This window comes from Aeribacillus composti (assembly GCF_031760945.1).
Taxonomy (GTDB): domain Bacteria; phylum Bacillota; class Bacilli; order Bacillales; family Aeribacillaceae; genus Aeribacillus; species Aeribacillus composti.
Genome location: NZ_CP134501.1, coordinates 1,877,385 through 1,903,639, shown reverse-complemented (window position 1 = coordinate 1,903,639; position 26,255 = coordinate 1,877,385). Strand labels below are relative to the sequence as shown.

The 26,255-nt window shown below is 37.9% G+C and carries 19 protein-coding genes and 1 pseudogene; 2 read left to right on the top strand and 18 right to left on the bottom strand.

The window, feature by feature from the left end; translation table 11 throughout:
- Positions 1–5: 5 nt before the first annotated feature.
- Positions 6–449, bottom strand: a complete 444-nt coding sequence (locus tag RI196_RS09195) for a PTS sugar transporter subunit IIA (protein ID WP_311067304.1) — start codon at positions 447–449, stop codon at positions 6–8.
- A gap of 14 nt (positions 450–463) precedes the next feature.
- Positions 464–2,398 carry a BglG family transcription antiterminator gene (locus RI196_RS09190; protein WP_311067303.1) on the bottom strand — a complete coding sequence of 645 codons (1,935 nt, stop codon included), beginning with the start codon at positions 2,396–2,398 and terminating at the stop codon, positions 464–466.
- A gap of 809 nt (positions 2,399–3,207) precedes the next feature.
- Here RI196_RS09190 and RI196_RS09185 point away from each other — a divergent pair.
- Positions 3,208–3,936: pseudogene (locus RI196_RS09185) on the top strand (AzlC family ABC transporter permease).
- 59 nt (positions 3,937–3,995) lie between these two features.
- Complete coding sequence (locus tag RI196_RS09180; RefSeq protein ID WP_311067302.1) at positions 3,996–4,298, top strand: branched-chain amino acid transport AzlD family protein; 303 nt, start codon at positions 3,996–3,998, stop codon at positions 4,296–4,298.
- 1,497 nt (positions 4,299–5,795) lie between these two features.
- Here the strand turns inward: RI196_RS09180 and RI196_RS09175 are convergent.
- The 16 genes from RI196_RS09175 to RI196_RS09100 all read right to left on the bottom strand — a co-directional run bounded on the left by RI196_RS09175 (position 5,796) and on the right by RI196_RS09100 (position 26,161).
- Entirely contained in the window at positions 5,796–7,343 is a 1,548-nt protein-coding gene (locus tag RI196_RS09175; protein ID WP_063389473.1) for an acyl-CoA carboxylase subunit beta, read from the bottom strand.
- A 14-nt stretch (positions 7,344–7,357) separates the two neighbouring features.
- Positions 7,358–8,137: an enoyl-CoA hydratase gene (locus tag RI196_RS09170; protein ID WP_311067301.1), complete on the bottom strand. Its 780-nt coding sequence runs from the start codon at positions 8,135–8,137 to the stop codon at positions 7,358–7,360.
- A gap of 17 nt (positions 8,138–8,154) precedes the next feature.
- Positions 8,155–9,063, bottom strand: coding sequence for a hydroxymethylglutaryl-CoA lyase (locus tag RI196_RS09165; RefSeq protein WP_311067300.1), 909 nt, complete (start codon positions 9,061–9,063; stop codon positions 8,155–8,157).
- A 12-nt stretch (positions 9,064–9,075) separates the two neighbouring features.
- Entirely contained in the window at positions 9,076–9,288 is a 213-nt protein-coding gene (locus RI196_RS09160; RefSeq protein ID WP_311067299.1) for an acetyl-CoA carboxylase biotin carboxyl carrier protein subunit, read from the bottom strand.
- Positions 9,289–9,372: 84 nt separating this feature from the next.
- Positions 9,373–10,728, bottom strand: a complete 1,356-nt coding sequence (locus tag RI196_RS09155; RefSeq protein WP_311067298.1) for an acetyl-CoA carboxylase biotin carboxylase subunit — start codon at positions 10,726–10,728, stop codon at positions 9,373–9,375.
- 10 nt (positions 10,729–10,738) lie between these two features.
- Positions 10,739–12,382, bottom strand: coding sequence for an AMP-binding protein (locus RI196_RS09150; RefSeq protein WP_117017491.1), 1,644 nt, complete (start codon positions 12,380–12,382; stop codon positions 10,739–10,741).
- A gap of 63 nt (positions 12,383–12,445) precedes the next feature.
- Positions 12,446–13,588: an acyl-CoA dehydrogenase gene (locus RI196_RS09145; protein ID WP_311067296.1), complete on the bottom strand. Its 1,143-nt coding sequence runs from the start codon at positions 13,586–13,588 to the stop codon at positions 12,446–12,448.
- A 96-nt stretch (positions 13,589–13,684) separates the two neighbouring features.
- Positions 13,685–14,332, bottom strand: coding sequence for a TetR/AcrR family transcriptional regulator (locus RI196_RS09140; RefSeq protein ID WP_063389479.1), 648 nt, complete (start codon positions 14,330–14,332; stop codon positions 13,685–13,687).
- A gap of 1,229 nt (positions 14,333–15,561) precedes the next feature.
- The gene (locus RI196_RS09135) at positions 15,562–17,025 is read right to left on the bottom strand and encodes an Msr family ABC-F type ribosomal protection protein (protein ID WP_311067295.1); all 1,464 of its coding nucleotides are present in this window, start codon (positions 17,023–17,025) and stop codon (positions 15,562–15,564) included.
- A complete protein-coding gene (locus tag RI196_RS09130; RefSeq protein ID WP_117017486.1) occupies positions 17,006–17,926 on the bottom strand; it encodes a putative RNA methyltransferase in 921 nt (306 codons plus the stop codon). The genes RI196_RS09135 and RI196_RS09130 overlap by 20 nt, the downstream gene beginning before the upstream one ends.
- Positions 17,927–18,831: 905 nt before the next feature.
- Positions 18,832–20,406, bottom strand: coding sequence for a Vga family ABC-F type ribosomal protection protein (locus tag RI196_RS09125; RefSeq protein WP_311067294.1), 1,575 nt, complete (start codon positions 20,404–20,406; stop codon positions 18,832–18,834).
- A 676-nt stretch (positions 20,407–21,082) separates the two neighbouring features.
- Complete coding sequence (locus RI196_RS09120) at positions 21,083–22,042, bottom strand: bile acid:sodium symporter family protein (protein WP_144598436.1); 960 nt, start codon at positions 22,040–22,042, stop codon at positions 21,083–21,085.
- A gap of 693 nt (positions 22,043–22,735) precedes the next feature.
- Entirely contained in the window at positions 22,736–23,389 is a 654-nt protein-coding gene (locus tag RI196_RS09115) for a TetR/AcrR family transcriptional regulator (protein WP_311067293.1), read from the bottom strand.
- A gap of 20 nt (positions 23,390–23,409) precedes the next feature.
- Positions 23,410–24,207, bottom strand: coding sequence for a DUF2705 family protein (locus RI196_RS09110; RefSeq protein WP_066250675.1), 798 nt, complete (start codon positions 24,205–24,207; stop codon positions 23,410–23,412).
- Positions 24,208–24,220: 13 nt separating this feature from the next.
- Positions 24,221–25,096: an ABC transporter ATP-binding protein gene (locus tag RI196_RS09105; RefSeq protein ID WP_311067292.1), complete on the bottom strand. Its 876-nt coding sequence runs from the start codon at positions 25,094–25,096 to the stop codon at positions 24,221–24,223.
- 321 nt (positions 25,097–25,417) lie between these two features.
- Positions 25,418–26,161, bottom strand: a complete 744-nt coding sequence (locus RI196_RS09100) for an amidohydrolase family protein (protein ID WP_144598021.1) — start codon at positions 26,159–26,161, stop codon at positions 25,418–25,420.
- Positions 26,162–26,255 lie beyond the last annotated feature (94 nt).

The window sequence follows — 26,255 nt, the reverse complement described above, 5'->3', positions numbered from 1 at the left end:
CTGTTTTATTTAACATTTTTACTCAGAAGTTGATTTAATTCATCAATTGAACAAACTTTGGAGATTTCATCTATTAAATCAGAATTTACAATATTCACTATCATTTTTATTAATTCTAGGTGTGTATCGCTATCTGTCGCTGAAAAACTGATCAAAACATTTACTGGAGTATTACTATTGGGAAAATACACAGGATTTTTTAAGGTAATAAGACTATATCCAATTTTAATCGCTCCATTTTCAGGTCTTGTATGGGGAATGGCTAATCCCGGATATATGACGATATACGGTCCATATTCCTTTATATTTTGAATAACTGACTCAACATAGTTTTTATTTACATGACCATTTTTTTCTAATAAAAAGATGCTTTTTCTAATAGCATCTTCCCAATTGGAAGCTTCTACATGAATTTCCACATTGTCAGCGTTAAATTCTATTTCATCCATAGTTATTGCCACCCTTATCTACTACTCATATTTTCTAGGTTGTGAATCATATCCTCATAAGTAAATTCATAAATTAGTTTACTTGCGCCAAACTCGTCAATTAAAAATTTATAAAGTAAACGAAAAACATACTCATAACTTTCAGCTTGGTTTTTAGGGATACTTAAAACGAAAACAACCTGTACTTTTTCCTTATCCCATATTATTGAAGACTTTAAAATACATACCGCAATTGCTACTTTGTTCATGTTATTTTCTAGGGCATGTGGTATTGCTACTAAATCACCTAATTCGGTTGAAGCCATTTTTTCTCTTTCAAATATTGATTGCTTTGTTTGATAATCAATATATCCATGCTTTTCCATTAAATTGGTAATATAATCAAGTACTTCATATTTGGTTTTGAATTCCACACCTTTAATAAATAGTTCTTTGATAAATATTTTTTTCAAATCAAAATAAATATTCAATTTGTCACCATTTAAAATATTTTTAATTTCAACCAAATCTTTATGATTTAAAATAGGATTGATTAGCATGATTTTCTTTGATTTTAAATTGTTAATCGGAACAGTAGTTAGAATCAAATCCGCTTGATTAATCATTTCCACATTAAGTTTTAAAAGGCTGGTAGTTTCTATAATATTAATTTGATTTCCGAAAAATCCCTTTAGCTTCTCTCGGAGTAAAGAGGCAGTAGCCAGACCTGATCCACAAACAATGAGTATTTTTTTAATATTATTTTTTTCATTAATTCCTTTCCTTTCTAAAGCCGCTCCAAAATGAATAGCAATATAGCCGATTTCATCTTCATTTATCGAAAAATTTGTTATTTCTTTTATTTTTTTACTAGCAATAACTGCAATTTCAAATGCTAACGGGTAGTTATATTTAATTTGATTTAAAAGATCATTTCGAATATTCATTTTGTATTTTAGTCTATTTAGAGCTGCACTAAGGTGGACTGTCAGATGATTCCTTAATTCTAAATCTTTTGTAAAATCAATTGAGGTTTCTATTTTTATTTGTTCCATGACTTTCATAATAATGTTATGGATTTTATTTAATTCAAAGGAATTCATCTGATGATAAATCAGTTTTCCACTGCTTACTAGATGCTGAGTCAAATAGTAGATTTCCGAATCGATATTTTTTCCCAATCTATTTTTTATTTCATTTATGATTTCAGCAGCAATCGTAAACTCAGGGGTATTTTTTAATTCCTTTTTGGCTTGGTTGCTATAAGAAAGATGCATGTTAGCTAAAGATCTTTGTATACTTATTTGGATGTGAATAATCAAATTGTTTATGGCCATATCAGTTAAAATAAAATTGTGATTTAATAAAATTTTTGTTATTATATCTTTAATTTGCATCATTTCATCAATTGAGAATAATTGGTGTGATGCATAATTGTCTCCTCTAAAAATATACTCAGACACACAATATCTAAATTTGTCCTCATCTCCTTCGATCCTAATTCCATTAAAACGGTCAATTTTAACCTTTAAATCAAATTTTTTTAATTCATTATTTACTGCAGGTAAATTATTTTTTAAAGTAGTTAAACTAATAAACAATTCATCCGCTAATTCTTGTAGATACAATTTTTTGTTAACAAGCATATTAATTAATATTTTTTTTATTATTAATAGTAAGAGCTCTGATTTTTCCGCTGGGAATGTAAAGCAATGATTGTTATCAATAATGTGGTTGTCTATTTCTGAGAATTTAGTATTATTACGAATTTCTAATTTATATCCCATGCCTCTTTTTGAAACAATCTCTGCCCCGTAATTTCTCAATACTCGATTTAATGCTTTTACATCATTTCTTATAGTCCTTGGGGATACCCCCATTAAAATCGCAATACTTTTTCCTGTTTGATATGTCTTCCCCCTCCTTAAAAGAAAAAGTATGGACCTTTCCCTTTCTGTTAGCGTTTTCATCTCGATGATCCCCTCTCATTTATTAGAATAAGTCGTAAAAACATTAATATTAAGTCAGAAATTTGCCATTGCAAAGGAATTTCCTTTAGTCACTTTCTGTTTAGTTAATTATCAAAGATATATAACTAAAGCATCGTTTGGCATTCCCAAAAATTTTTTAAAAAAACTTGCCAACTTTTTCGTTGAGCCAACCGACAGGGTTGTTTCTTTCAGACAAAGGAAATTAAACTTTTATTGAATAGGAAAGTTTGTTTATCAAAATATATTTCACTCCTTGGGTCGTCCTCTAAAACAATAATTGATATTCTTGTACAAGAGTTAATAGTTGTTTTCTTCTTTCCTGACTTAAAAAAATTCCGGAATAGTATGTATTAATCTAAGTTTGCATGTTTCATAAATTCTCATTCCATCTTCATCCATTGGTACAGATACAATGTTCGCACCGCAGGATCGGAATACATTTGAGTGCAGTTGGATAAATAGGTACCTCTTGAAATTTCCCTGAAGGCAATCGTTCCCCCTCAGATAAAAAAACAGACCAAATAAAATTTGTTGAACCTTTGGGATACTGGCATTTTGATTCAATTTAATCTTCACAAATTTCCTCTACTCGTATATAAATACAAATTGATTTCCCTGCAAATGAAAACCGTTTTGGCCATTAAACTTCTAGCCTATGTGGATTTTCAATTTGAATTCATATCGTTAATTTGATTACGGATATAGTGTTATATAGTCATATTGACTGTTATACATATAATTCGTTTAGTATAAGTTTAGTTTATTATGAACCAGGGAGGGAATGATTCGTGCCAGAAACTATTTTAAATGTAAGAGATAAAACAAAATATCGTGATAATTTTATTGAAGGAGTAAAGGCCTGTTACCTACCATATTTGGTTATTTAAGTATTGGCTTTGCTGCTGAAAGTTGTAGAAAAAGCGGCAGGTCTTAGTGTGTTGGAAATCGCTTTATTGTCTCTCTTTCTTTATGCAGGTTCTGGACAATTTGTTACAGCGGGGATGATTACAGATGGCAGTACTGTTCCATCTATTATTTTTGCAATTTTTTTAGTTAATCTTCGGCATCTTTTATTTAGTGTCTCTCTAGCCCCTTATTGTAGGCGTATGATCCTGTGGAAAAATTTTTTAATAGGTTGTCAAATAACAGACGAAACTTTTGGAGTAGCTTCTAATTATCTTGCAAACAAAAAAGAAGCTAGTTTTTCTTGGCTACTAGGGTTAAATATAACAGCTTATATCAATTGGCTTATAGCAAATATTTTGTGAGCCATCATGGGAGGATGGGTAACTAATACGGAGTCTATCGGAATGGACTTTGCGTTACCAGCTATGTTTGCTGGATGATTAGTATTTCAAATTATTGGTAAATATGAGAGGCTATTAGAAATAGGCATAGCAATGTTTACAGTTGTTTGTTTACTTGTTGTTAATTTTTTAATACTAGGGATGTGGGGAGTCATGATTGCGACTATTATAGGATCAACCGTTGGGATGGTGATGAACAAATGGAAATAAGGTAGGAGATTTTTTTAATCATACTTGGAACAGGTATTGTTACATTAATCCCAAGAATAGTGCCTTCGTTATTCTTAAGCAGAATCAAACTTCCTGAGTGGTTTTTAAGTTGGCTTAGTTTTGTCCCCGTTACTGTTATGGCGGCGTTATTGACACAGAGCCTTTTATTTGATGATGGTCAACTTTCTCCGATGGCAAATAAGTTTGAATTATTGGCTATTATACCCACTTTTTTAGTTGCTCTATTATTTAGAAGTCTACTAGGAGCTGTTTTAGTGGGAATGATATCTGTCAGTTTATTTAAGATGGATTTTTTAAATGAAATTTTAAGGGGAAGATTTATAAAAAGACTGAAAGATTAGTCTTCCCCTGGTTAAAGTAAGCAGATATAAAAATAGTATGTAACTAGTGGTGTTATGACAAGAAAATGGATACGTTTAACAGAGAGTAATAGCCTAATCAGTTGCTTTTTCCAGGTTAGCTAAATAAACTGCCTCATATTCACATTGGGTACATCATTCACACTGAAAAAATAGTTCATATAATTCCCACTACAATAATCACCAGCTGAAAAATATAGTTCAAATTTTTCGGAAAAATTACCAATCTATTTTCAGTTATGTCCCCTTTCCTTATTTCATGCTTACGTTTTTCTGCCGCCAAAGTAAAATCCATAGAAATAATCCCAAGCTCTTAATTCCCTAAAGTACTGAGATGGTTTGACTGTAAAAAACCCTGCACGTGCAAAAGCAATAAGAAAAGCAAACTTGACAAATTGAAAAATGAATGATTCTCAATCCATCTATCATCCCCCCTCTTTTTCTAATTGTTGAGAAATAAGAGGTAGTGGCTTTAGTTGTATTCACTTCTTCTTATAAGTTAACATAACATTTTTATTTAAAACTTTAAAAATAAGTTAATGTATTGTTGATTATTTGTTCTAGCCCTCTCCTTCCAAGTATGTATATTCGGAGATGAAGAGTATCTTTTTCTTTCCATTTGTTCGAAGTCCTCAAATGATTTTCCGTTTTTTAATCCTTTCTGCCCTTTAATTTTGCATTTTACCTTCTTGTATAATTTCTTTCTTTATTTTGTTTTATTGTTCATTTAGCACATAGTTCTATTTTTTTTTACTGGATACGTCTCTCGCTTGAAACAGCATAATTCTTTGGTCGTGAAATTTATAAAATTTTCCCTTATGATGCTTTTTGATAAAATCTATTAATTTTTAATGCAAAAGGATCAATGACGGACAGTTGAACAAAGAATTCTGGGGACAAATTACAGCGCTCGTCTCATTCATTTGTCGCCGGCAGTGGTTGCATTGGGCGCAGCTTATGGTGCATTAGAATTAAGCTCAGACGTTTCTGGAAAATACTGGCTTTCAGGTTGAGAGCTTGGCACAGGGGAAAAATTATTCTGCAGCGCCCTCGACCCATTGGATATCGTCACTGGCGTTAGTTCGTTTTCTAAATTCAGCAGCGCGGCCCGGTTACGCCCTCTTCGAGAAGCAATGGATCCAAAGCTATTTAAGCTGGATTGAATCAAAAATCACAACATGCCTGCGACATGGTTGTCCGTATAGAAGAAAGGCGTATCTTCCCTCATCAAATGCGACAAGACAAAGCAAGTGATCAACAATTTAACGGAGGTATGAAAGCGAAATGCCTATTGATATAAGAATTTTACCCGTTTTCGTTCAAAAATACTATGAATCCACAAGTTTAAAAGAATTGAGGGACATATAGGCTAGCGCTACCTTTTCTTTTAGAAAGGGAGGTACCCCCTTTCCAGAAGAAAAGGCCACCAAGCGAAGCACGGCAGCCTGAACCCCAATATTTGACAAAGAACCTTTTTTATTACACCGGATATACTCCATGCTTTCTTTCCGAAAAGACGATATATTTCGACATATAGGCATCAAAGCGACGAATCAATTCTTCGCGAAGCTGGTTTGGAGCGATAATTCCATCTATCACCATCTCTGAGGCTAAACGATAAATATCAATATCGCGGCGATACTCCTCCCGTTTTTGTTCAATAAAGGCTGCCTGTTCTTCTTTAGGAAGCTCAGCAATTTTATTGGCATAGACTGCATTAACCGCTGCTTCTGGTCCCATCACGGCAATTTGCGCATTAGGAAACGCTAAGCAGCAATCCGGTTCAAAGGCCGGGCCAGCCATCGCATAAAGACCTGCCCCATACGCTTTTCGCACAATAATAGAAATTTTCGGAACCGTTGCTTCTGACATCGCTGAAATCATTTTCGCTCCATGGCGGATAATTCCTGCTCTTTCCACTTTTGTGCCGATCATAAATCCTGGAATATCGGCTAAAAATAAAAGCGGAATATGGAAGGCATCACATAAAGTAATAAATTTGGCTGCTTTATCAGCCGAATCATGGAATAGGACACCGCCTTTGATGCGCGGCTGGTTAGCAAGGATACCGATTGGCTGTCCATTCAAGCGAGCAAGTCCTGTAATCAATTCAGGTGCAAACAGCTTTTTGATTTCGCAAAAAGAGCCTTCATCAATAAAACGCTCGATCAAGTCATACATATTAAACGGCGCATTTTGATTCAGGGGTAAAATGTCCTCAATCGTTTTTTCAAAGCTCTTCGCTGGCTTTGCTTCGACAATCGGCGGTTTTTCAGCGAAATTGGCTGGAAAATAAGATAAGTACTTGCGTGCAAACTGAATGGCTTCTTCTTCTGTTTTCACAAGTACATCTCCACACCCAGAGACACTGCAATGCATTCGCGCTCCACCCATCTCTTCAAGCGTCACTTTTTCGCCAATCACCATCTCGGCCATTCGCGGCGATCCTAAATACATCGAAGCGTTTCCTTCGACCATAATGACGATATCGCAAAAAGCTGGAATATAAGCACCGCCGGCCGCCGATGGTCCAAATAATAAGCATATTTGCGGCACTTTTCCAGAAAGCTTTACTTGATTGTAAAAAATGCGCCCTGCCCCGCGGCGACCAGGAAACATTTCGACTTGATCCGTAATCCGCGCTCCAGCCGAGTCTACTAAATAAAGCATCGGGCACCGAAGCTTTTCTGCGGTTTCTTGGATACGAATGATTTTTTCTACGGTCCGTGATCCCCACGATCCCGCCTTTACAGTTGAATCATTGGCCATTACACATACGGTTTGCCCGTTGATTTTTCCGATCCCTGTTACCACGCCATCAGCTGGCAGACCGTCAGCAAGACAATTGGCAAATAAAGCATCCTCAAATTGCATTCCCTCATCAAATAATAGCTTTAGACGATCTCGTACGAATAGTTTGCCTTTCTCCGCATTTTTTTGATGGTACTTTAATGCGCCGCCTTGTTCAATTTTTTCGACTTGTTCCGCCAATTTCTCGGTCAATGTTTTTGCTTGCTCGTTGATCACTTGCACTTCCTCCTTTACTCTCCTTTATAAACAGGCTTCCGCTTTTCTTTAAAGGCTTGCAGCCCTTCTAAACGATCCTTCGTTGGAATTGTCACCTCATAAGCCATCTGCTCCAGCTTCAAACCTGTATATAAATCGACTTCCAGACCTCGATTAATGGCTATTTTAGCTTGGGCAACAGCAATCGGCGCATTTTGAATTATTTGTCCGGCAAGTTCGTTTGCCTTTTCCATTAACTGCTCATACGGCACAACATATTCTACTATTCCGATGCTGGCTGCTTCCGCTGCCGTTAGCCGTTTAGCCGTAAAAATGAGCTCCTTTGCTTTCCCTTTTCCGATTAAACGCGGGAGACGCTGAGTTCCGCCGGCACCTGGAATAATCCCAAGCGCCGTTTCGGTTAATCCAAGCTGAGCATGATCAGAGGCAATGCGGATATCGCAAGCTAACGCCAATTCGAGGCCTCCGCCAAATGCAACGCCATTAATCGCGCAAATAGTTGGTGCTGGAAGCTGTTCAAATTCATTGATCGTCTCGCGAATCAGTGCAACCGTTTTTCTCACTTCTGTTTCAGTCATACTGGCACGTTCTTTTAAGTCAGCACCAGCACAAAATGCTTTTTTTTCGCTTCCTGTTACGATCACACAACGGATCGAGCGATCAAACCTTAATTGCCCAAGCTTTTGTTTCAGTTCCATTAACAGCGCGGTAGACAAAGCGTTGGCTGCTTGCGGGCGATGCAAAGTCAGCACTGCCACTCCATTCGCCGCCTCATAGAGAATAGAAGATTCCATTTAATCACTCTCCTTTATTAGGACAAACACGGATCAACAGTTTGCAAATAATGGCTATTGAGCGCTCGACCGATTTTATTTTGAATAAATAGCGCTGCCTCCGTTAACCGCCCAGCATCAATGCCTGTAGCAATACCCATGCCATGAAGCATATATAATAAATCATCAGTCGCTACGTTTCCGGAAGCTCCCGGTGCATACGGACAGCCGCCCAGTCCACCAAGCGAGCTGTCAAAAGTCGTAATCCCCATTTCTAATGAAAGCAGCACATTGGCTAAGGCTGTTCCCCTTGTATCGTGAAAATGCATGGATAGCTTTTCTTTCGGGAATTTCTTTAGAAGCGAGTTGAGCACAGCTTCCACTTGGCGAGGGGTAGCAACACCGATCGTATCACCTAAAGAAAGCTCATCCACTCCCATTTCAAACAACCGCTCTGATATAGCAGCTACCTGCTCAATGGAAACTTCTCCCTCATAAGGGCAACCAAAAACCGTTGAAAGATAGCCGCGAACGGTTTTCTTAGCACGCTTTGCCTCCTGAACAACAGCTGTTAAGACAGGAAAGGTATCTGAGATTGATTTATTAATATTTTTTTGATTATGCGTCTCGCTTGCAGACATAAATACAGAGATTTCATCAACTTGAGTCGTCAAAGCATTTTCAAGCCCTTTTTGATTCGGAACAAGCGCTGCATAAGTAACACCAGGAGCTCGTTCAATTCCTGCTGCAACATCTAGCGCATCGGCTAGCTGCGGAATCCATTTTGGATGAACAAATGATGTTATTTCAATGTACGTCAACCCTGTTTTGGAAAGCTGATTGATCCAAGCAATTTTATCTTCAGTCGCAATGGCTGTCTTTTCATTTTGCAGCCCATCACGAGGCCCTACCTCTTTAATCGTAACGTGTTTAGGCCAGTTGCCCACGCGCCTCACCTCTTATTCAAATTCAAGCAAAATATCGCCTTCATTGACAAAATCGCCTTCCTTCACATGAATTTCTTTAACGATTCCGTTTGCTTCTGCAGCAATAGGAATTTCCATTTTCATTGATTCTAAAATCACGACATCTTGCCCTTTCTCAATGTTTTCTCCGACAGAAACAATAACTTTCCATACATTCCCTGCCATTATTGCAGCAATTTGATTCATCTTTTTACTCCTCCATTTCCTGAGCTTGCAGATTGAAGGTCTTCCACTCTCTAATCAAGAAAAGTAGAAGACTTGATCAATATCTTATTTTTTGATAGAAACGCTGCTTAAATGCCGATTTACAAAATCGGTTGTTGTATGTCCCGCTTGAAATTCTGGGTGTGCCAACACTTTTTTTAGCATTGGAATGTTTGTTTTAATTCCTTCAATTTGATAGCTGCCAAGCGCTTGCAGCATGCGATTAATCGCTTCCTTTCGGTTTTCGCCTTTTACAATTAATTTAGCAATCATTGGATCATAAAACGGCGTTACGACCATTCCGCTTTGAACAGCTGTTTCATTGCGAATATGCTCTCCCTCCGGTAATTGAAGCTCAGTAATGGTTCCGGGGGATGGAAAAAATGTTTTTGGATCCTCTGCGTAAATCCGCGCCTCGATGGCATGCCCTTGACGCTGGATGTGATCTTGGCTATAGCCGAGCTTTTCCCCGGCAGCGATGCGCAGCTGCTCTTCGACAAGATCCAGACCGGTGATTTCCTCAGTTACTGGATGCTCTACCTGAAGACGCGTATTCATTTCAAGAAAGTAGAAGTTTTTCTGTTCATCAACAAGAAATTCAATCGTTCCTGCATTTGTATAACCAATATATTGAGCAGCTTGAATGGCTGTCTCCCCCATTCTTTTTCTTGTTTGCTCATCTAAAAACAGAGAAGGAGCTTCTTCAATCACCTTTTGGTGACGCCGCTGAATCGAACATTCACGTTCCCATAAATACACATAATTCCCGTAGTGGTCAGCAAGAAGCTGAACTTCAATATGGCGCGGATTCTGAATATACTTTTCCAAATACATCGCCCCATCGCCGAAGAAGGAAGTCGCCCGCTTTTGGTTGCCTTCAAACACTTTGTGCAATTCCTCTTCATTATGGACGATTTGCATTCCGATACCGCCACCGCCGCAAGACGCCTTTAACATAATAGGATAACCGATCGTCGCTGCTGTGCTTGCTGCTTCCTCGACATTTTGAAGCGGAAAGGAGATGCCGGGGACGATCGGCACGCCTGCTTCTGACATTGTTTTCCGCGACTCAATCTTACTTCCCATTTTCGCAATAACATCAGCATTCGGTCCGATAAATACAATTCCTTCCTCTTCACAACGGTGCGCAAATGTCGGGTTTTCCGACAAGAGACCATATCCTGGATGAATCGCTTCCGCTTTCGTCGCTTTTGCAACGTCAATGATTTTGTCAATATTCAAATAACTTTCACTGACATGCGGCTTTCCAATTAAATAAGCTTCGTTTGCCCATTTTACATGGAGCGAATCAGCATCTGCTTCTGAGTATATGGCTACTGTCTGAATTCCTAACCGCCGGCACGTTCGAATGACTCGAGCTGCAATTTCTCCCCGATTGGCCACTAACACTTTTTTAAACATGCAACTCCTCCTATTCATGTGTTGTCTTTGTACTAAGAATTTGTTTTGCCTGCTCGCGCAATTTAAATTTTTGAATTTTTCCGGATGCTGTCATCGGATACGAATCGGTAAATTCAATATAACGGGGGATTTTATGACGCGATATTTTTCCGCGGCAAAATTCTTGAACTTCTTCAGCCGTCGCAGTTTGCCCTGGTTTTAATATAATCCACGCCATTACTTCTTCTCCGTATTTTTCATCAGGTACACCGACCACTTGAACATCTAGAATTTTCGGATGCTGATATAAAAATTCTTCAATTTCCCGTGGATAAATGTTTTCTCCGCCGCGGATGATCATATCCTTTAGTCTTCCAGTAATGCGGCAATATCCATTTTCATCCATTATTGCTAAGTCGCCTGTACGGAGCCATCCTTCCTCATCAATCGCTTCTTTCGTCGCTTCCGGATTGTTATAATATCCTTTCATGACATGATACCCTCGCGTACATAGCTCTCCTTGCACACCGTACGGTACTTCCTTGTTTGTGCCTGGTTCGACTATTTTGACTTCAACGTTTGGAAGAGCACGCCCGACTGTCTCGACGCGCAAATGAATAGGATCATCCGTTCTCGTCTGAGTAATGACAGGCGAAGATTCAGTTTGTCCATAAGCAATCGTAATTTCTTTGGCTCCCATTTTTTCGATAACCGCCTTCATTACTTCAATTGGACAATTTGATCCCGCCATAATTCCTGTCCGCAATGAAGACAGATCGTATTTTTCGAAATCAGGATCGTTCAACTCAGCAATAAACATGGTCGGCACACCATGTAAAGCGGTGCATTTTTCGTCTTGAACCGTTTGAAGCACTTGGGTAGCATTGAATTCTTGTATTGGTACGATCGTAGCGCCGACAGAGACGCATGCTAAGACGCCAAGCACGCAGCCAAAGCAGTGAAAAAATGGCACAGGAATACATAAACGATCATCTTTCGTGAGTTTCATGCATTGAGCAATATTGTAGGCGTTGTTGATAATGTTGTAGTGGCTGAGCATAACTCCTTTTGGAAATCCTGTCGTTCCTGAAGTGTATTGCATGTTGATGACATCATGCGGGTCAAGGGAGTTCATTCGTTGATCGAGTTCATCTTCAGCGGTATCTTGAGCCATCGCCAAAAGATCATTCCATGTATATGTGCCAGGGTAACGCTTATCACCAAGAACGATGACATTTTTTAGACGTGGAAGACGCTTCGCCTTCAGCTGTCCTGGCTGACATTCGTACAGCTCCGGGGCAATCTCATAGATCGTGTCAATGTAAGAGGTATCGCGATATTGTTCGATTAAAAGAAGGGTCGTGGAATCTGATTGCTTCAATAAGTATTCTAATTCAGCTGTACGGTAGTTCGTGTTGACCGTCACAAGTACAGCCCCCATTTTGCCTGTAGCAAACTGGCATGCCAGCCATTCAGGAGTGTTGGTTGCCCAAATTGCAATATGCTCTCCTGACTGAATGCCCAGTTTCATTAAGCTTCGAGCAACAAGACGACAATATTCATCAAACTGCCTGTATGTCATTCTAAGTCCGCGATCTGCATACACAACAGCCTCATGCTCTGGATAAGCATTCGCTTTTTCTTCTAATAGTTTGCCAACCGTAACCTCTAACATCTCCGTCATAACATGCGCCTCCTTTGTTTAAATAAATTTTCATCCTCTCCATTTTTCTGTCCTTTAACATCCAAGCTGACGGGCAATAACGAGCCGCTGAATTTCTGATGTGCCTTCACCAATTTCCATGAGCTTAATATCGCGCAAATGGCGCTCGACCCCATATTCTTTCATATACCCGTATCCTCCATGAATTTGAATTGCCTGATTACATATGCGGAAGCCAGCTTCAGAAGCGAACAGTTTAGCGAAAGAGGCTTCTTTTGTAAACGGTTTCCCTTGATCTTTTAGCCAGGCCGCTTTATACACCATGCTGCGGGCTAATTCGATTTCCATCGCCATATCGGCAAGCTTAAATTGAATCGCTTGGAATTTAGAAATGGATTGACCAAATTGTTTCCGTTCCTTCGCATATTGAAGCGCTTTCTCAAACGCGGCTTGAGCGATGCCAACGGCAAGAGCAGCAATCGAAATGCGACCGCCATCTAGAGTATATAAAAATTGCTTAAATCCCTTTGCCGGATCCCCTAATATGTTCTCTTTCGGCACGCGTACATTTTCAAGCACAAGCTCGCACGTATTCGAGGCACGGACACCCATTTTGTCGTAATTGCATTGAATCGTAAATCCCGGAGCGTTTGTTGGAACAATGAAAGCAGAGATGATGTTTTTATCCTTGTCATCCTTTCCGGTCACTGCGGTGACAATCACTTGTCTTGCATGCCCTGCATTCGTAATCCAGCATTTTTCTCCATTAATCACATATTCATCTCCGTCAAGCACCGCTCTCGTTCGGGTTCCGCCAGCATCTGAACCGGCATTCGGTTCAGTTAACCCAAACGCTCCCAACGCCTCTCCTTTTGCCATCGGAACAAGCCACTTTTGCTTTTGCTCTTCTGTACCAAAATAGTAAATAGGGCTTGAACCTAATGAGACAGCAGCAGCATAGCTAAGACCTGTTCCGCCACAGGCGCGGCCAATTTCCTCTACAGCAACAGCATATGAAATCGTATCGCCACCAGCTCCGCCATATTCTTCTGGGAACGGGATTCCCAATAGCCCTAGCTCTCCCATCTTTTTGAATATTTCGATGGAAAAATAGGCTTCTTCATCCCATTTCGCTGCGTTTGGTGCAATTTCCTTCTCAGCAAACTCCCTTACCATTTCTTTAATCATCTGTTGCTCTTTTGTAAGTTCAAAATTCATGCTCTCTCCCCCATTTCTAACATATTATTCTAAAACCGACTAGTCGGTTTGTTTTTCATGAAAAATTTACGTTAACTAAAAATCATTTTTTAAATTTTAAAATGATTGAAGCGAAGCCTGCTTGCTTTTGATGAAATAAATGATATTTTCCGCCTTTTGCTTAGCCTTTTCTGTAAGGACAGAATGCAAAATAAAATCAATAAAATAGTCGGCAATTTGCTCGATTGTCATCGGCCCTTCCGGCTTATACCATTTATACGTCCAGTTCACCATGCCAATAATCGTCATTCCTGTAATTTCCACTGAAAGCTCTGGGCGAAACTCGCCTGCGTCAATTCCTTCGCGAATGACCCGAAAAATCACCTGCTTAAACTCATCACGTTTTTCATTAATTTTTTGTGCATACTCCGGCTTTAAATAATTGCTTTCTTGATAAAACACCGTTATATGCGGCTTATATAAATGAAATACTTTTACAAATGATTGAATAATAGCACATAAACGCTCTGTTGGGGTTTTGTAGTTTTCATAGGCCGCCTGTGCCTTGTTGAGCACATAGGTGATAAACACGTCGTGAATGTGATAAAGAAGTTCATCTTTTGATTTAAAATTATGATAAAAGCCGCCTTTTGATGCGTTGATTTCTGTGACAATCCGATCGACAGTAACCCCATGATAGCCGTATTGTTCAAAAAGATGCAGAGCCGTATCGATAATTCTTTCTTTTAAAGTTTTATTTGCCATAGAAAATCTCCTTCATCAGCTTATATTAACACAATTTTTAGAAAAGTTAAATATTTTATAGCTGTTATCTATAAAATACGTAATAAATGCCCCAAATGTCAATCCTCGTTTAATAAGATTGAGTCAAAATTTTGTGGGTATTTTCTTTTTTGTACAGAAGGATTTTTTATTCAAAAGCGTTTACTGAACTCCTTAGTTTGCTTGTGCAGTACCGTTTAGGATTTTTTAAATCTAACCATCGCTATCAAGGCATGATACATCGGGTTGCCAGATGAATGTTGTAGGTAAGGAACTGATCAAGAAGACACAGATATTGCTTTGATTTGTTTGTTTTTCTCTCTTATAAAACAATCGTTTGATATCTTCGCACAAGAGTTAATAGTTGTTTTTTTCTTTCCTGACTTAAAAAAATTCCGGAATAGTATGTATTAATCTAAGTTCGCATGTTTCATAAATTCTCATTCCATCTTCATCCATTGGTACAGATACAATGTTCGTGCCGCAGGATCGGCATACATTTGAGTGCCGTTGGATAAATAGGTACTTCTTGAAATCTCCCTGAAGGCAATCGTTCCCCCTCAGACACAATGTTTTTAGGTTAGTTTTTGTCTAATTCTATGTTGTAAAACGGCCTCCTTAAACCGTCTAAAAGAATAGGTTATCCTTTGCTTTGTTTCTCTAACAGTTCAATGATTCTATCCAGCTTCTTATCAATTTGTGCTGAACTTTTCTCATGACTAATGATTTGACTACAAGAACACTGCACGTGCAAAAGCAATAAGAAAAGCAAACATGACCAATGGAAAAATGAATGATTCCCAATCACCCATCCTCTTTTTTCTAACTGTATCACAAAGAAACAAAGGGCTGGAATCTTTGGTTGTATCCCGACTCACCATACAGTTAACATAACATTTTTATTAAAAACTTTAACAATCAGTAAATAGCAAATTTATTTTGATTGTTTGCTCTAGAGTGAAAAGCATCCATTATGCTTCTGTTTGATGCCCTTTAAAGAATTCTCTGTTTTTAATCCTTTTTCTTCTCCTTAAACTTCCATTTTTCCTTTACCTTCTTGTTTAATTATTTTCATTATTTTATTTCAATGTTCATTTAGCACATAGTTCTATTTTTGAAAAATAAGCGTTCACACTATACAATTTCTTATTAAAAAATCACCCGCCTAAAAAGGATTCTTATAAAAAAGAAGCAGGAACGTCTTCCCTGCTTCAGTTTCTTAGCTTCAATTGTTGGTTTTCCATGACATATATATGATCTGCGACACGATCAATAAACATGCGATCATGCGATACGAGGATAACAGTTCCTTCATATCCTTTTAAAAAACGCTCTAACGCTTCAATACAAAAAACATCCAAAAAATTGGTCGGTTCATCTAAAATCAGTATATTGTATCTTCCTAAAAATAGTTGACACAAAACTAGACGGATAGCTTCGCCACCGCTTAAATTGCGGACGTTCTTTTCTAAATCATTTCCTGTAAAATTCATTGCGTGCAGAACTGCACGAATCTTACTTTCATGATAGTCGCTTCGTTCTTTCATAAATGAAACTACTGTTTCGTTCTTTTCAAATTGATAGCCCATTTGTTTATATGATCCGATGACAGCTTTCGGAGAAAGAATAATTCCTTCCCCTTGCTGGATGATATGACGAAGGAGTGTTGTTTTCCCTGAACCATTTTTTCCCGTGATAGCGACCGTGCTCCCTAATGGGAATTGGAAACTGGCTTCTTTAAGCAGAATTTTATTTCCTGCCTTAAGCGTCAATCGATCCGCCATAATGGGAAACTTATTGTGCAGTTTGAGAGCAGCTGGCTGAGGAAAATAAAGGGTTTGTTCCTTTTTTGGCGCCTCTACTGCTTCGAGTTGCTCCGCACGCTGCTCAATCGCTTTTGCTGCACGTTGAATCGCCTTTTGGCTTGTATCCTTTGATTTCGTCATAAACATTTTATTTGCCTTTGCTTTTGTTTCCTTTTTTGACATACGTTTATTTGGCTGAGTAATTTTTTCAGCCTTTTTCATTTTCTCCTCAGCTGCTTTTAAAAGACGCGTTTTTTCTTTCACGTATTTTTCGTACTCTTTAAGCTGTCTATTCCGAGTGAGCTTTTTTTGTTCTGCGTAGTCTGAATAATTCCCCGTATATTCCGTTACACGCCCGTCTTCTACCTCCCAAATTTTTGTAACGAGTTCATCCAGCACATGGCGATCATGGCTTACAAGAACAAGCGCGCCATAGTAATAACTTAGCTCATCAATGAAAAACTGCACACCGTCCTCATCTAAGTGTGTTGTCGGCTCGTCTATTAATAAACCTTCATGATAGGTGGAGAAAATTTCCGCTAATTTCAAACGAGTTTGTTCTCCGCCGCTTAAATTTTTCACTTCTGTTTGCGGGATTGACAACCTTCCTAGCAATTTATAATCGATTTCACGTTTAACCGGTCTTGACAGCTGATCAAAATAAGCAAAATCGGCAAAGCGATGTACTTGACCTTTATCAGGCGTAATTTGGCCTGCCAAAAGCTTCAACAACGTACTCTTTCCGGCCCCGTTTTTTCCGACAATCCCGATACGATCAAATTGGTGTACGGCCAGTCGAGGAATATTTAATACAAGTTGGCCGGAAAATGAAACTTCAATATTATTTAACTCAATCAATACTTTTTCCATGATTCGCAGCCCCCATTCTTGTTGCAAATGTTTTCTTTACGCCTACTAAAATTTCCAAATCCACCATGATCTCAGCCGAATCCCGATTTATAAACGCATCAATACGCCCTTTATCCGCAGACCATGCTAGCGGGGTCATTTGCACCAAGTGTTTAAGATCAGCTTTATTAAGGTTCTTTGTGTAACATAAATGCTGCACATCCAGTAGATGGAGATGTTTTTTGAAAAGCGACACTGTTTGATCATTTTTATAGACCTTTTTTTCGTTGTGATCAAATAGTTCATCTCTCAGCTCTTTCAAATAATGAGGACGAGGAATAACTTTAATGACAAGTCCATCTTCAACTAATATCCTCTTGAATTCTTTGTAATTGGCGGGAGATAAGATATTTAGAATTACATGAAACGATTGATCCGCAAGCGGTGATGTTGCCAAGTCACCTACTAACCAAATTTGGTTTTCGTATCTCTTCGCAGCCATGGCAATGCCTTCCTTTGAAATATCAAGACCAACCCCAGTCATTGCCGAAACCTTACATTCGTCCAAAATCCTTTGTAAATGGGAGCCCTCTCCGCACCCTACATCTGCAACCATTAAAGGTTTAAAAGAAACGTCCATATACTCCTTTATCGACCTTGCAATCGCTTCATGCACGAATGTGTATAAGTCGCTTTCCATAATGATTTTGCGTCTTGCTTCAAACAATTCCTTCTTGTAATGACTAGTAGAGGAACGAGTCATCAAGTTTACATATCCTTGTTTAGTGAAATCAAAAGTATGATTTTTAGAGCATATTAGGCTTTTCAAATCAACAACCCTCATCGAACTTTTACAGAGTGGACATCTGAATGCCGCTACAAATTCACTAACAAGTTCTGCACTTTTGATTTTTTTGGTCATGTGATCTCTCCCTTTCCAAATAAAAAACACAGGCGATCTGCCTGTGATTCAGAGTAAAGGGAAGAAGACCCATCCTTATTTAAATTACGGGGCTATTTGAAGCCGTCACCAAATAAAGTGAAACTTCCATCAGTGGGCGACATGTGCTAGTGCCGATGAAGAAATGATGACGCTGCGTTTTTAATCGGCCTTCATCCCCACTGATGGTTAGCTAAACCAATCGGGCTTTTACGGGCAGTTATTCCCCACTTAGACTTATTATTTCAGCTTTAGTCTTGAAGCGGGGACTTATTGCCCGTTAAAGCGGGATAAACCTTCCTTTTGCTAAATAAAAGAAGGATAATTATACATATATAAAAAAGACAGACGAGACCCGTCTGTCTTCATATTACATATTTTCTATATGAAATGAAGATTATTAAAAAAGGACAGACTGCTCCCATTACTCTGCATTCACAAGCAGAGCCTTTGAACGTATTTAATTACTTAGTTCAAAGCTGGGAAACGCAATCTGACAGAATACACTTTTTAATAATCCTCCTTTAAATTTTCAGTACACCGATTATTATAGAGATCTTATCTGAAAAAGTCAAAGAAAACTAGCAATTATTCCGCTTTTATACAACATTTTCTTGAAGAAGCTGTCCATTAATCTCCCTGATTCTCCACCATCTGATCCCTTTAGAAAACAATAATACCTGAAGTTTGTGACAGCATTTTGTGCTTAACACATACACGTGATCATTTTATAAGCTTTAAATGATCGTGATCCAAGCAGTTTCATCACTTCCTGTAAAATCTTTTCTGTATTTTTTGCTCAACTGTCCAAGACGATATTGGTATTGCTCTTTAAATAAAAGCTATACATCGAAATTACCTTTGGTTCAAAAAAGAATTCTTCGCAATTATTCAAACTTGTCCAATTCCCTTTTTTCTCGTAAAAGTTTTTGAAATTCCATTTCTAATTCTTTAGATGGTTCGATACTTAAGCGACTTAGTACTTCTGATATTTTTGTTTCGAGTAAGAGACGTTTTTCTTTTGCAGTGTCTCGAGTTTTTTGCAGTTGAGCATGTTTATATTGCTGATAGGTTCCTTCAAAAAGTGCAATCTTTTGATTACGTATTGCCAAAATTCGTGTAGCGATATTTTCAATGAATCGGCGATCGTGGGAGACGAAGATCACGCTTCCTTCATACTCTTTTAGAAGAGACTCTAATGCTTCAACAGATTCCGTATCAAGAAAATTCGTCGGTTCATCTAAAATTAACGTATTGATATCACTTAAAAATAGTTTTGCCAGCGCAACTTTTACCCGCTCACCGCCGCTCAAAACCTCTACTGGCTTATATACATCATCTCTGAAGAAATGCATTCTCGCAAGAACCGTCCGAATAAGTGTTTCATTCTGTTTAGAAGAAGACTGGACATTCTCAATAATAGATTTTTCCACATCTAATATATTTAAATTTTGGCTAAAGTACCCCATTTTCACAGCCGGGGAAAGTGTAATGCCAGGCTCTTCGTTGATGATCTTTTTTACAAGCGTCGTTTTTCCACTTCCATTTGGACCGATAATCGCTAATTTATCACCACCGCGTACATAGAAGCTTGCATTGCTCCAAAGTACACGTTCGCTAATCCTGCCTGTTACATCCTCTACACGTAAGATAATTCGATTTTTAAACGCTTCTGCATTCGGCAAGTTCATCTTAAGCGGCGGGAGTTCTTTCACTTTTTCTACCTTTTCAAGTTTTTCTAATCTCGTTTCAATGGCTTTCGCTGTTTTTTGCAGCTTCTTTTGCTTTTTGGCAAAGTACGGCTTCGCTCCAGTAATTTTCGCCTCTGATTTACTTACCTTTTTAGGAGTCTTTGTTGCTCTTTCCGCTTTTTTCTCTTTTAATTTTAATGCTTCTTCTAACTGCTTTCTCTTTTTCTCGTATTTTTCATACGCTAACTGTTCTTGACGTCTCTCTACTTCTTTTTGTTCTACATAATCGCTGTAATTGCCTGTATATTCCTTAATCTTTCCTTCATTGATTTCCCATATGGTCGTACAAAGAGCATCCAAAAATTCGCGATCATGTGAAACAATGATAAATGCCCCCTGCCACTCTTTCAGTTTCTTTTCTAACCATTCAATATGGTCTGTATCGAGATTTGTCGTTGGTTCGTCTGCAAGTAAAAGCTCTGGATCTTTCACAAAAGCTTTTTGAATATATTCTTGCGTCACTTCACCACCGCTTTTTGTTGTATCTGTTCGTTTAAACTGCGGCAAAAGTTCACATTGAGTATGTTGAATAACGCTCCCTTCCTCTGAAGAAATTTTTTTAGCTAAAATATGAAGTAACGTCGTTTTCCCGCTTCCATTTCGACCAACTAATCCAATTCGATCTTTTTGATGGATTTCCAATCGATCCACATCTAGTAATAAACGATCCTGTACATAGTGCTTTATATGATGAGCTTCTAATAAGAGCATATGAACATCTCCTTTGTACTAACTTAGGAGACAAAAAAATGCCTCCTATATACATTCAGAATAGGAGGCATAAATATTTAGGGGCACACCAAAAAGAAACTATTCTTTTAGATCCACCTATAGAAGACCAATCCTATTCTGAAAAAACGACAATTGAAGTCATTGCAAACACAGCAGAGATTGTCTGCTAAACATAGCCTTCAATTGTAACCTTTCATAAATAGGATTAGTACTTCATTAGGTCAGTTCACCCTTCCGATCTTAAGTTTAAATTTACTATAAACGATTTACTAAGAATTGTCAAATGTTAATTGTAAATAAAAAACATTTTTGTTAATGGAACAAATTTTTTACATTCCACTCATACATAAATAGCATTTGAGGAGTTTCGTCACGTTTACACATCGACAGCCTGACAAAATTAAATATTTCGAAACAATAATAAAGCGTATCAAGGTATTTTTGGGATTAGAAAACGTCCCAACTGCATTTGATGAACAACAAAAGATTTATAGTTCTGGCTCTGTCACGGTCATCAGAGTAAGACTTGTTGGCGAGCTGCCTAACGGAACAACAGCAACAGATTTAGCCCTTAAAGTAACTCAAGTACCACTTTTTACTACAAAAATAACAGCACAGACCTTGGTCATTGGTCTGTGCTGCTAATCTTTATAGATCATGTTGTAATCGTTGATTGATTGCTTTCCTTCTTTTCACTTTTTTTACGGAAATAGGTCGCCACAATCGGTCCAGAGATGTTATGCCAAACGCTAAAAATTGCGCTTGGAACAGCGGCAATAGGCGAAAAATGAGCAGTCGCCAGCGCAGCTCCAAGTCCGGAATTTTGCATGCCGACCTCAATAGAAATCGCTTTTTGTTTCGGCTCTGACATTTTAAGCAGCTTCGCAAACCAGTAGCCGATCAGCAATCCAAGCCCATTATGAGCAACGACGATAAGGAAAATAAGAAGCCCGCTTTTTGCGATAGCCTGCTGGTTTTGAGCGACGACAGCAGCCACGATAGCCACAATAGCGATAACGGAAACGAGCGGAAGAATTTGAACGGTTGCTTTTACTTGTTTTTTAAACAACATTTGTACAATCAGTCCGAGAATAATAGGAATAAGTACAACTTTCACGATTGACCAAAACAGAGCACCGGCTGAAACGGACAGCCATTTCCCTGCAAGCAGCAAAATTAAGGACGGTGTTAAAATGGGAGCAAGCAGGGTTGACACGGACGTAACAGCGACTGAAAGCGCCGTATCACCTTTTGCCAAATACGTCATGACATTGGAAGCCGTTCCGCCAGGACAGCAGCCAACAAGAATGATGCCGATCGCTACTTCAGGTGAAACAGGCAATAAGGTAGCGAGCAAAAAGGCCAAAATCGGCATAATAAAAAATTGGGCGATTACCCCAATCAGTACATCTATCGGACGTGCGAAGACTTCCTTAAAATCATTGGCTGACAAGGTCAATCCCATTCCAAACATGACGATACCTAGCAGCGGCACAATATATGGGGCGACCCATGTAAATGCTTTTGGCTCAAAAAAAGCTAATGCTGCGAATAGTAATACCCAAATTGCAAAAGTATTGCTGACAAAATTGCTTAGTTTTACAAGAGTCCCCATTATTTCTTCTCCTTCCAATTTATGAATACAACAGCTATTATACATTTAATATTCAAAAAGTTTCAACTATAAAAATAATAGGTTACTATGGTCTCTCCCGTTTTTTTTCCACACGACGATCAGCGTGCAAAATGAAAATACTATATTTCATTAAAGGCGATCCAACCAATTTGCGAATACGATAAATGCATTGATGTTTTCACCATCGAAAACACTCAGGAACAACCGACTGCATAGCTTCATGTCGATTGACCGATACTGATAGCAATTCATATTGGATAGATCGTCGTATATGGGGTACACTGGTCAACGTTTGTTTGCATCGTTTTCCTCTCCCAATATAATGAAAAAGGATGATGACTCTTATTAGCAACGATGAATTTGAAAAAGTTTACTTGATAACGGCTGATTTTATGGACCGTATCTATCACTGATTAGCTATATATTCATGACATTTTACGAGCATAGCGCTTTATGCTTTACAATTGGAGTGGTTAGCCTACGTGATTCCATCCGCTGGCAGACAGATCTTTTCTGTATATAACTGCCCTTAAATTTTTCTTAGTTTGCTTTTTTAGATCAATTTTTGTTAAAAAGTTTAATTAAATCTTCTTTGTTTTGGAGTAACTATTTCAACTGCTGCTAATATGCAAAAATCCCGCAGCTACTCGCCGCGGGAAAATGGAGCAACATTTATTCCGGTTTATAAATCCCATATTTCACAATTTTAAGATAATCATTCAGTTCCTTTATCGAAGAATCCAAAATATGAGCAATATCAATTTGTTTATTTTTGTATAGAGTCAAGTACTTATTTGAGAGCTGTTCACCGATAAACATCGTCATATTGATCACGGTATCAACGGAAATATCATCTCTCAGTTTTTCCGTTTGGATTAAGTCTTTAATATAAACATGCTCCAGCATAAAATCTTCCTGATACGTTTCGTAGTGTTCCTTAATAATTTCTTCCATTTCTTTAACTGCTACAGGGGGATTGGCGAAAGCATCCGCAATAAAATGAGCTTCTAGCAGATACTTCGCTGTCACTTTATGTTTTATCAGGACAATTTCTTTAATTCTTTCAAAGAAATCATCAGCTTTAGCTTGTTTTATGGCTTCCATAACTTCTTTCGTTAGAAGATCTTTCACATAATTGACTAAATAAAGGTATAAGTTTTTCTTGCTCTTAAAATAATGAAAAAGGATTCCTTTAGAAATTCCCGCCCGCTTCGTAATGACATCTGTAGAAGCTTTTTCATAACCGTTTTTTACAAATTCCTCAATGGCCACCTTGATAATCAAATCTTTCTTTTCCTGCGGCTGCTTTTCAAATGCTGAATACAATTTTTACACCTCAATTTTCATTAAACTGCAATATCCTTCTTTCTATATACCATATATGAAGTGATAACACTAATGAAAATGACAGCAGCCATAATAAACATATAAAGAGGCTCTAATTTATTATCATTAATAATTTGGGCGGCGTCCACATATTTAAACGGGCTGAAATATTTTAGAACTTCTAAGTCTTCCGAAATCCCTGCCATCACATTCATAAAATAGGCAGCTAAGACAATCCCAAGTGAGACAGACATGATGCTTCTTGTTTTTTTCAACATTGATGACAACATAAACGCAATGGCACCGAATGTCAAATGAAGCAAAATGGTTGCGACGGTTAGTAAGCTAAATGTGTCTGTCGGTACATCCGGGTCATCTGCAAATTGAAATCCAATGATACTTGTTATCGTTGAAACTCCGTTCAAGATCAATATATTTACGAAAACGCTCAAAAGTTTTTCTGTTACGATTCTGCTTCTTCCGACCGGTTTTGACAGCAAAAATTCAATCGTCTTTTCATTTTCCTCCTTCGCCAGTATATTGGATGCAAGAATGGCCGAGTAGATGCTTCCTAAAAGTGTAGTCATCATATATATTTCTACTCCGTAAAAACCCATTAGCTCTCCAAGATTTAATTCATTCATTCCAAACACTTTTTTTATCGGTTCCGGATAGGATTCAAGCAGTTTGTTCATTTCATTTTGCTGCTCAGCAAACTGCGGATAAATACTTAACGTCAATAAAATGAGACCGCTGAGTACGACGCTCCAAATAATCAAAGATTTTAAGTTCCGTTTCAACTCTCTTTTAAAAATCATATAGATCCCTCCCTTACTTCTCATAGTAATGGATAAATACTTCTTCGAGAGACGGCTCTTCAATTAATAGATCTTGAACCGGCATAGTATTCAATTGATTTAGAAGCGTCTTTATATCCCCGCTGTAAAGCAGCGTCATTTCACTGCCGTTTATTTCTTTTTTCACTATTCCTTCCAGATCGAAGTCAATTGCATTCGCTTGTTCAAACGTAATGGTAATATTTTTCAAATTGTTTTTCGTGAGATTTTCAATCGTTTCTACTTTAACAAGCTCCCCTTCCTTAATAATGGCAACCCGATCGCACATCTTTTGCACTTCAGAAAGAATATGAGAGGAGAAAATAATCGTTGTTCCCTTCTCTCTTTCCTCTGTAAGAATTTCAAAAAAAGTGTTTTGCATAAGCGGGTCGAGTCCGCCTGTCGGTTCATCCAAGATTAGAAGTTTTGGCTCATGCAAAAGCGCTTGGACAATCCCAACCTTTTTCCGATTGCCAAATGAGAGATCCTCAATTTTTTTATGGAGATCAAGATCAAGTTTTTCTGCCAGTTCTTTCATTCTTTTTTGGTTAAATTTTTTGTAAAAGCCTGCCGAGTATTTTAATAAGTCAATCACTTTCATATCATCGTAAAAATGAACTTCAGACGGCAAATAGCCCACGTTTTGTCTAATTTCTTTTGACTGTTTGACGATATCTTTCCCGAAAATCGTAGCGCTCCCGCTGGTCGGATAGAGGAAATTTAAAAGCGTTCGAATGGTTGTGCTCTTGCCTGCTCCATTCGGACCGATAAATCCAAAAATTTCCCCTTCTTCAACTGAAAACGTTAAGTTCACAATTCCCCTGTTCTTCTTATACGTTTTGGTCAAATTTTTAACATCGATAATTTTCATCCTTACGCCTCCTTTGGGTGGCTTTGTACGGATTGACTGAGCAGTCAACTCCATTATATTAAAATTGACTGGATAGTCAATTTGTTTTTTTTTAAAACTGCAGGTTGAAAACAGTTCCATGCGAAGAACATGACATAATCCATTTTCTCCAAAACAAAAAAAGAGGATGCCATCTAAATAGACATCCCATTTTGTCGTATATGCATTGTTTGAATAAAAATATAAATATGCAATAAAAAGGCGTTAAATGTTTCCTTTGCTTAATTTTTTTGAAAACTTTCGCTTTATATTTCCCTTTTTCGTACTTAATTCCACTTTACTTTATTTACAGTACCATTCCATTGCATTTTGATAAAGGATTTTTTTAACTGCTTTATCATCAAAATGCTCTTGGATTAATTCGATATCTGAAAACCGGAATGGTCTTTTTGCCCTTGTAGAAGGCAGGTCCGTTCCAAACATGAGGGCATCTGGATTCACCTTATAGATATCTTTCATCGCTTCAACCGGGTCAAAATCAATTCGTCCAAATCCTGTTGCTTTTACACGTACACCCATTTCAACTAATGCAAGCAAATGTGGAAATCCTTCCTTCGACAAGCCTAAATGGTCAATGGATACTGCTGGAAGTTGGGCGATAATTGGCTTGATAGCCGGCAGCTCTTTTGAATTAATATACAATTCTGTATGCCAATTAGCTAGCTCATAAACTCTTTTAGCAAAATAATCTAATCGACGAATGTCCTCAGAACCCCCGCGATTTACATTAAAACGCAGTCCTCGGACACCGTGTTTATTTAGCTCAATAATTTCTTCGTCGGACGTATCGTATGGAAGCTGTGTTATACCGACAAAATTCTTCCCTAGTTTTTGTAATGCATCCAACAAATATGTTTGGTCAAACTTTTGAAAAGAGCCTGAAACAATTGCTCCACCTACTAAATCAATTGTATATACATGTTGTAAATAATCCTCTGTTGTAAATGGCTCGGGCAAGAAGCCTTGATTTTCGTATAATGGAAACTTTGGATCAATAATATGTAAATGCGCATCAAATATTTTCATCAGATTACCCCATTCAATTGAATGTATATATTTTAAGATTCATCTTGGTTGAACCAACCAACATTTAATCTTAATTACAAATTTCAATATTATA

Coding starts and splice junctions, on each gene's coding strand:
- RI196_RS09145 (WP_311067296.1), bottom strand. CDS start 13,588: ATGAATTTTGAACTTACAAAAGAGCAACAGATGATTAAAGAAATGGTA.
- RI196_RS09140 (WP_063389479.1), bottom strand. CDS start 14,332: ATGGCAAATAAAACTTTAAAAGAAAGAATTATCGATACGGCTCTGCAT.
- RI196_RS09100 (WP_144598021.1), bottom strand. CDS start 26,161: ATGAAAATATTTGATGCGCATTTACATATTATTGATCCAAAGTTTCCA.
- RI196_RS09135 (WP_311067295.1), bottom strand. CDS start 17,025: ATGGAAAAAGTATTGATTGAGTTAAATAATATTGAAGTTTCATTTTCC.
- RI196_RS09170 (WP_311067301.1), bottom strand. CDS start 8,137: ATGGAATCTTCTATTCTCTATGAGGCGGCGAATGGAGTGGCAGTGCTG.
- RI196_RS09150 (WP_117017491.1), bottom strand. CDS start 12,382: ATGTTAGAGGTTACGGTTGGCAAACTATTAGAAGAAAAAGCGAATGCT.
- RI196_RS09155 (WP_311067298.1), bottom strand. CDS start 10,728: ATGTTTAAAAAAGTGTTAGTGGCCAATCGGGGAGAAATTGCAGCTCGA.
- RI196_RS09110 (WP_066250675.1), bottom strand. CDS start 24,207: ATGATTTTTAAAAGAGAGTTGAAACGGAACTTAAAATCTTTGATTATT.
- RI196_RS09190 (WP_311067303.1), bottom strand. CDS start 2,398: ATGAAAACGCTAACAGAAAGGGAAAGGTCCATACTTTTTCTTTTAAGG.
- RI196_RS09105 (WP_311067292.1), bottom strand. CDS start 25,096: ATGAAAATTATCGATGTTAAAAATTTGACCAAAACGTATAAGAAGAAC.
- RI196_RS09130 (WP_117017486.1), bottom strand. CDS start 17,926: ATGACCAAAAAAATCAAAAGTGCAGAACTTGTTAGTGAATTTGTAGCG.
- RI196_RS09125 (WP_311067294.1), bottom strand. CDS start 20,406: ATGCTCTTATTAGAAGCTCATCATATAAAGCACTATGTACAGGATCGT.
- RI196_RS09195 (WP_311067304.1), bottom strand. CDS start 449: ATGGATGAAATAGAATTTAACGCTGACAATGTGGAAATTCATGTAGAA.
- RI196_RS09120 (WP_144598436.1), bottom strand. CDS start 22,042: ATGGGGACTCTTGTAAAACTAAGCAATTTTGTCAGCAATACTTTTGCA.
- RI196_RS09160 (WP_311067299.1), bottom strand. CDS start 9,288: ATGAATCAAATTGCTGCAATAATGGCAGGGAATGTATGGAAAGTTATT.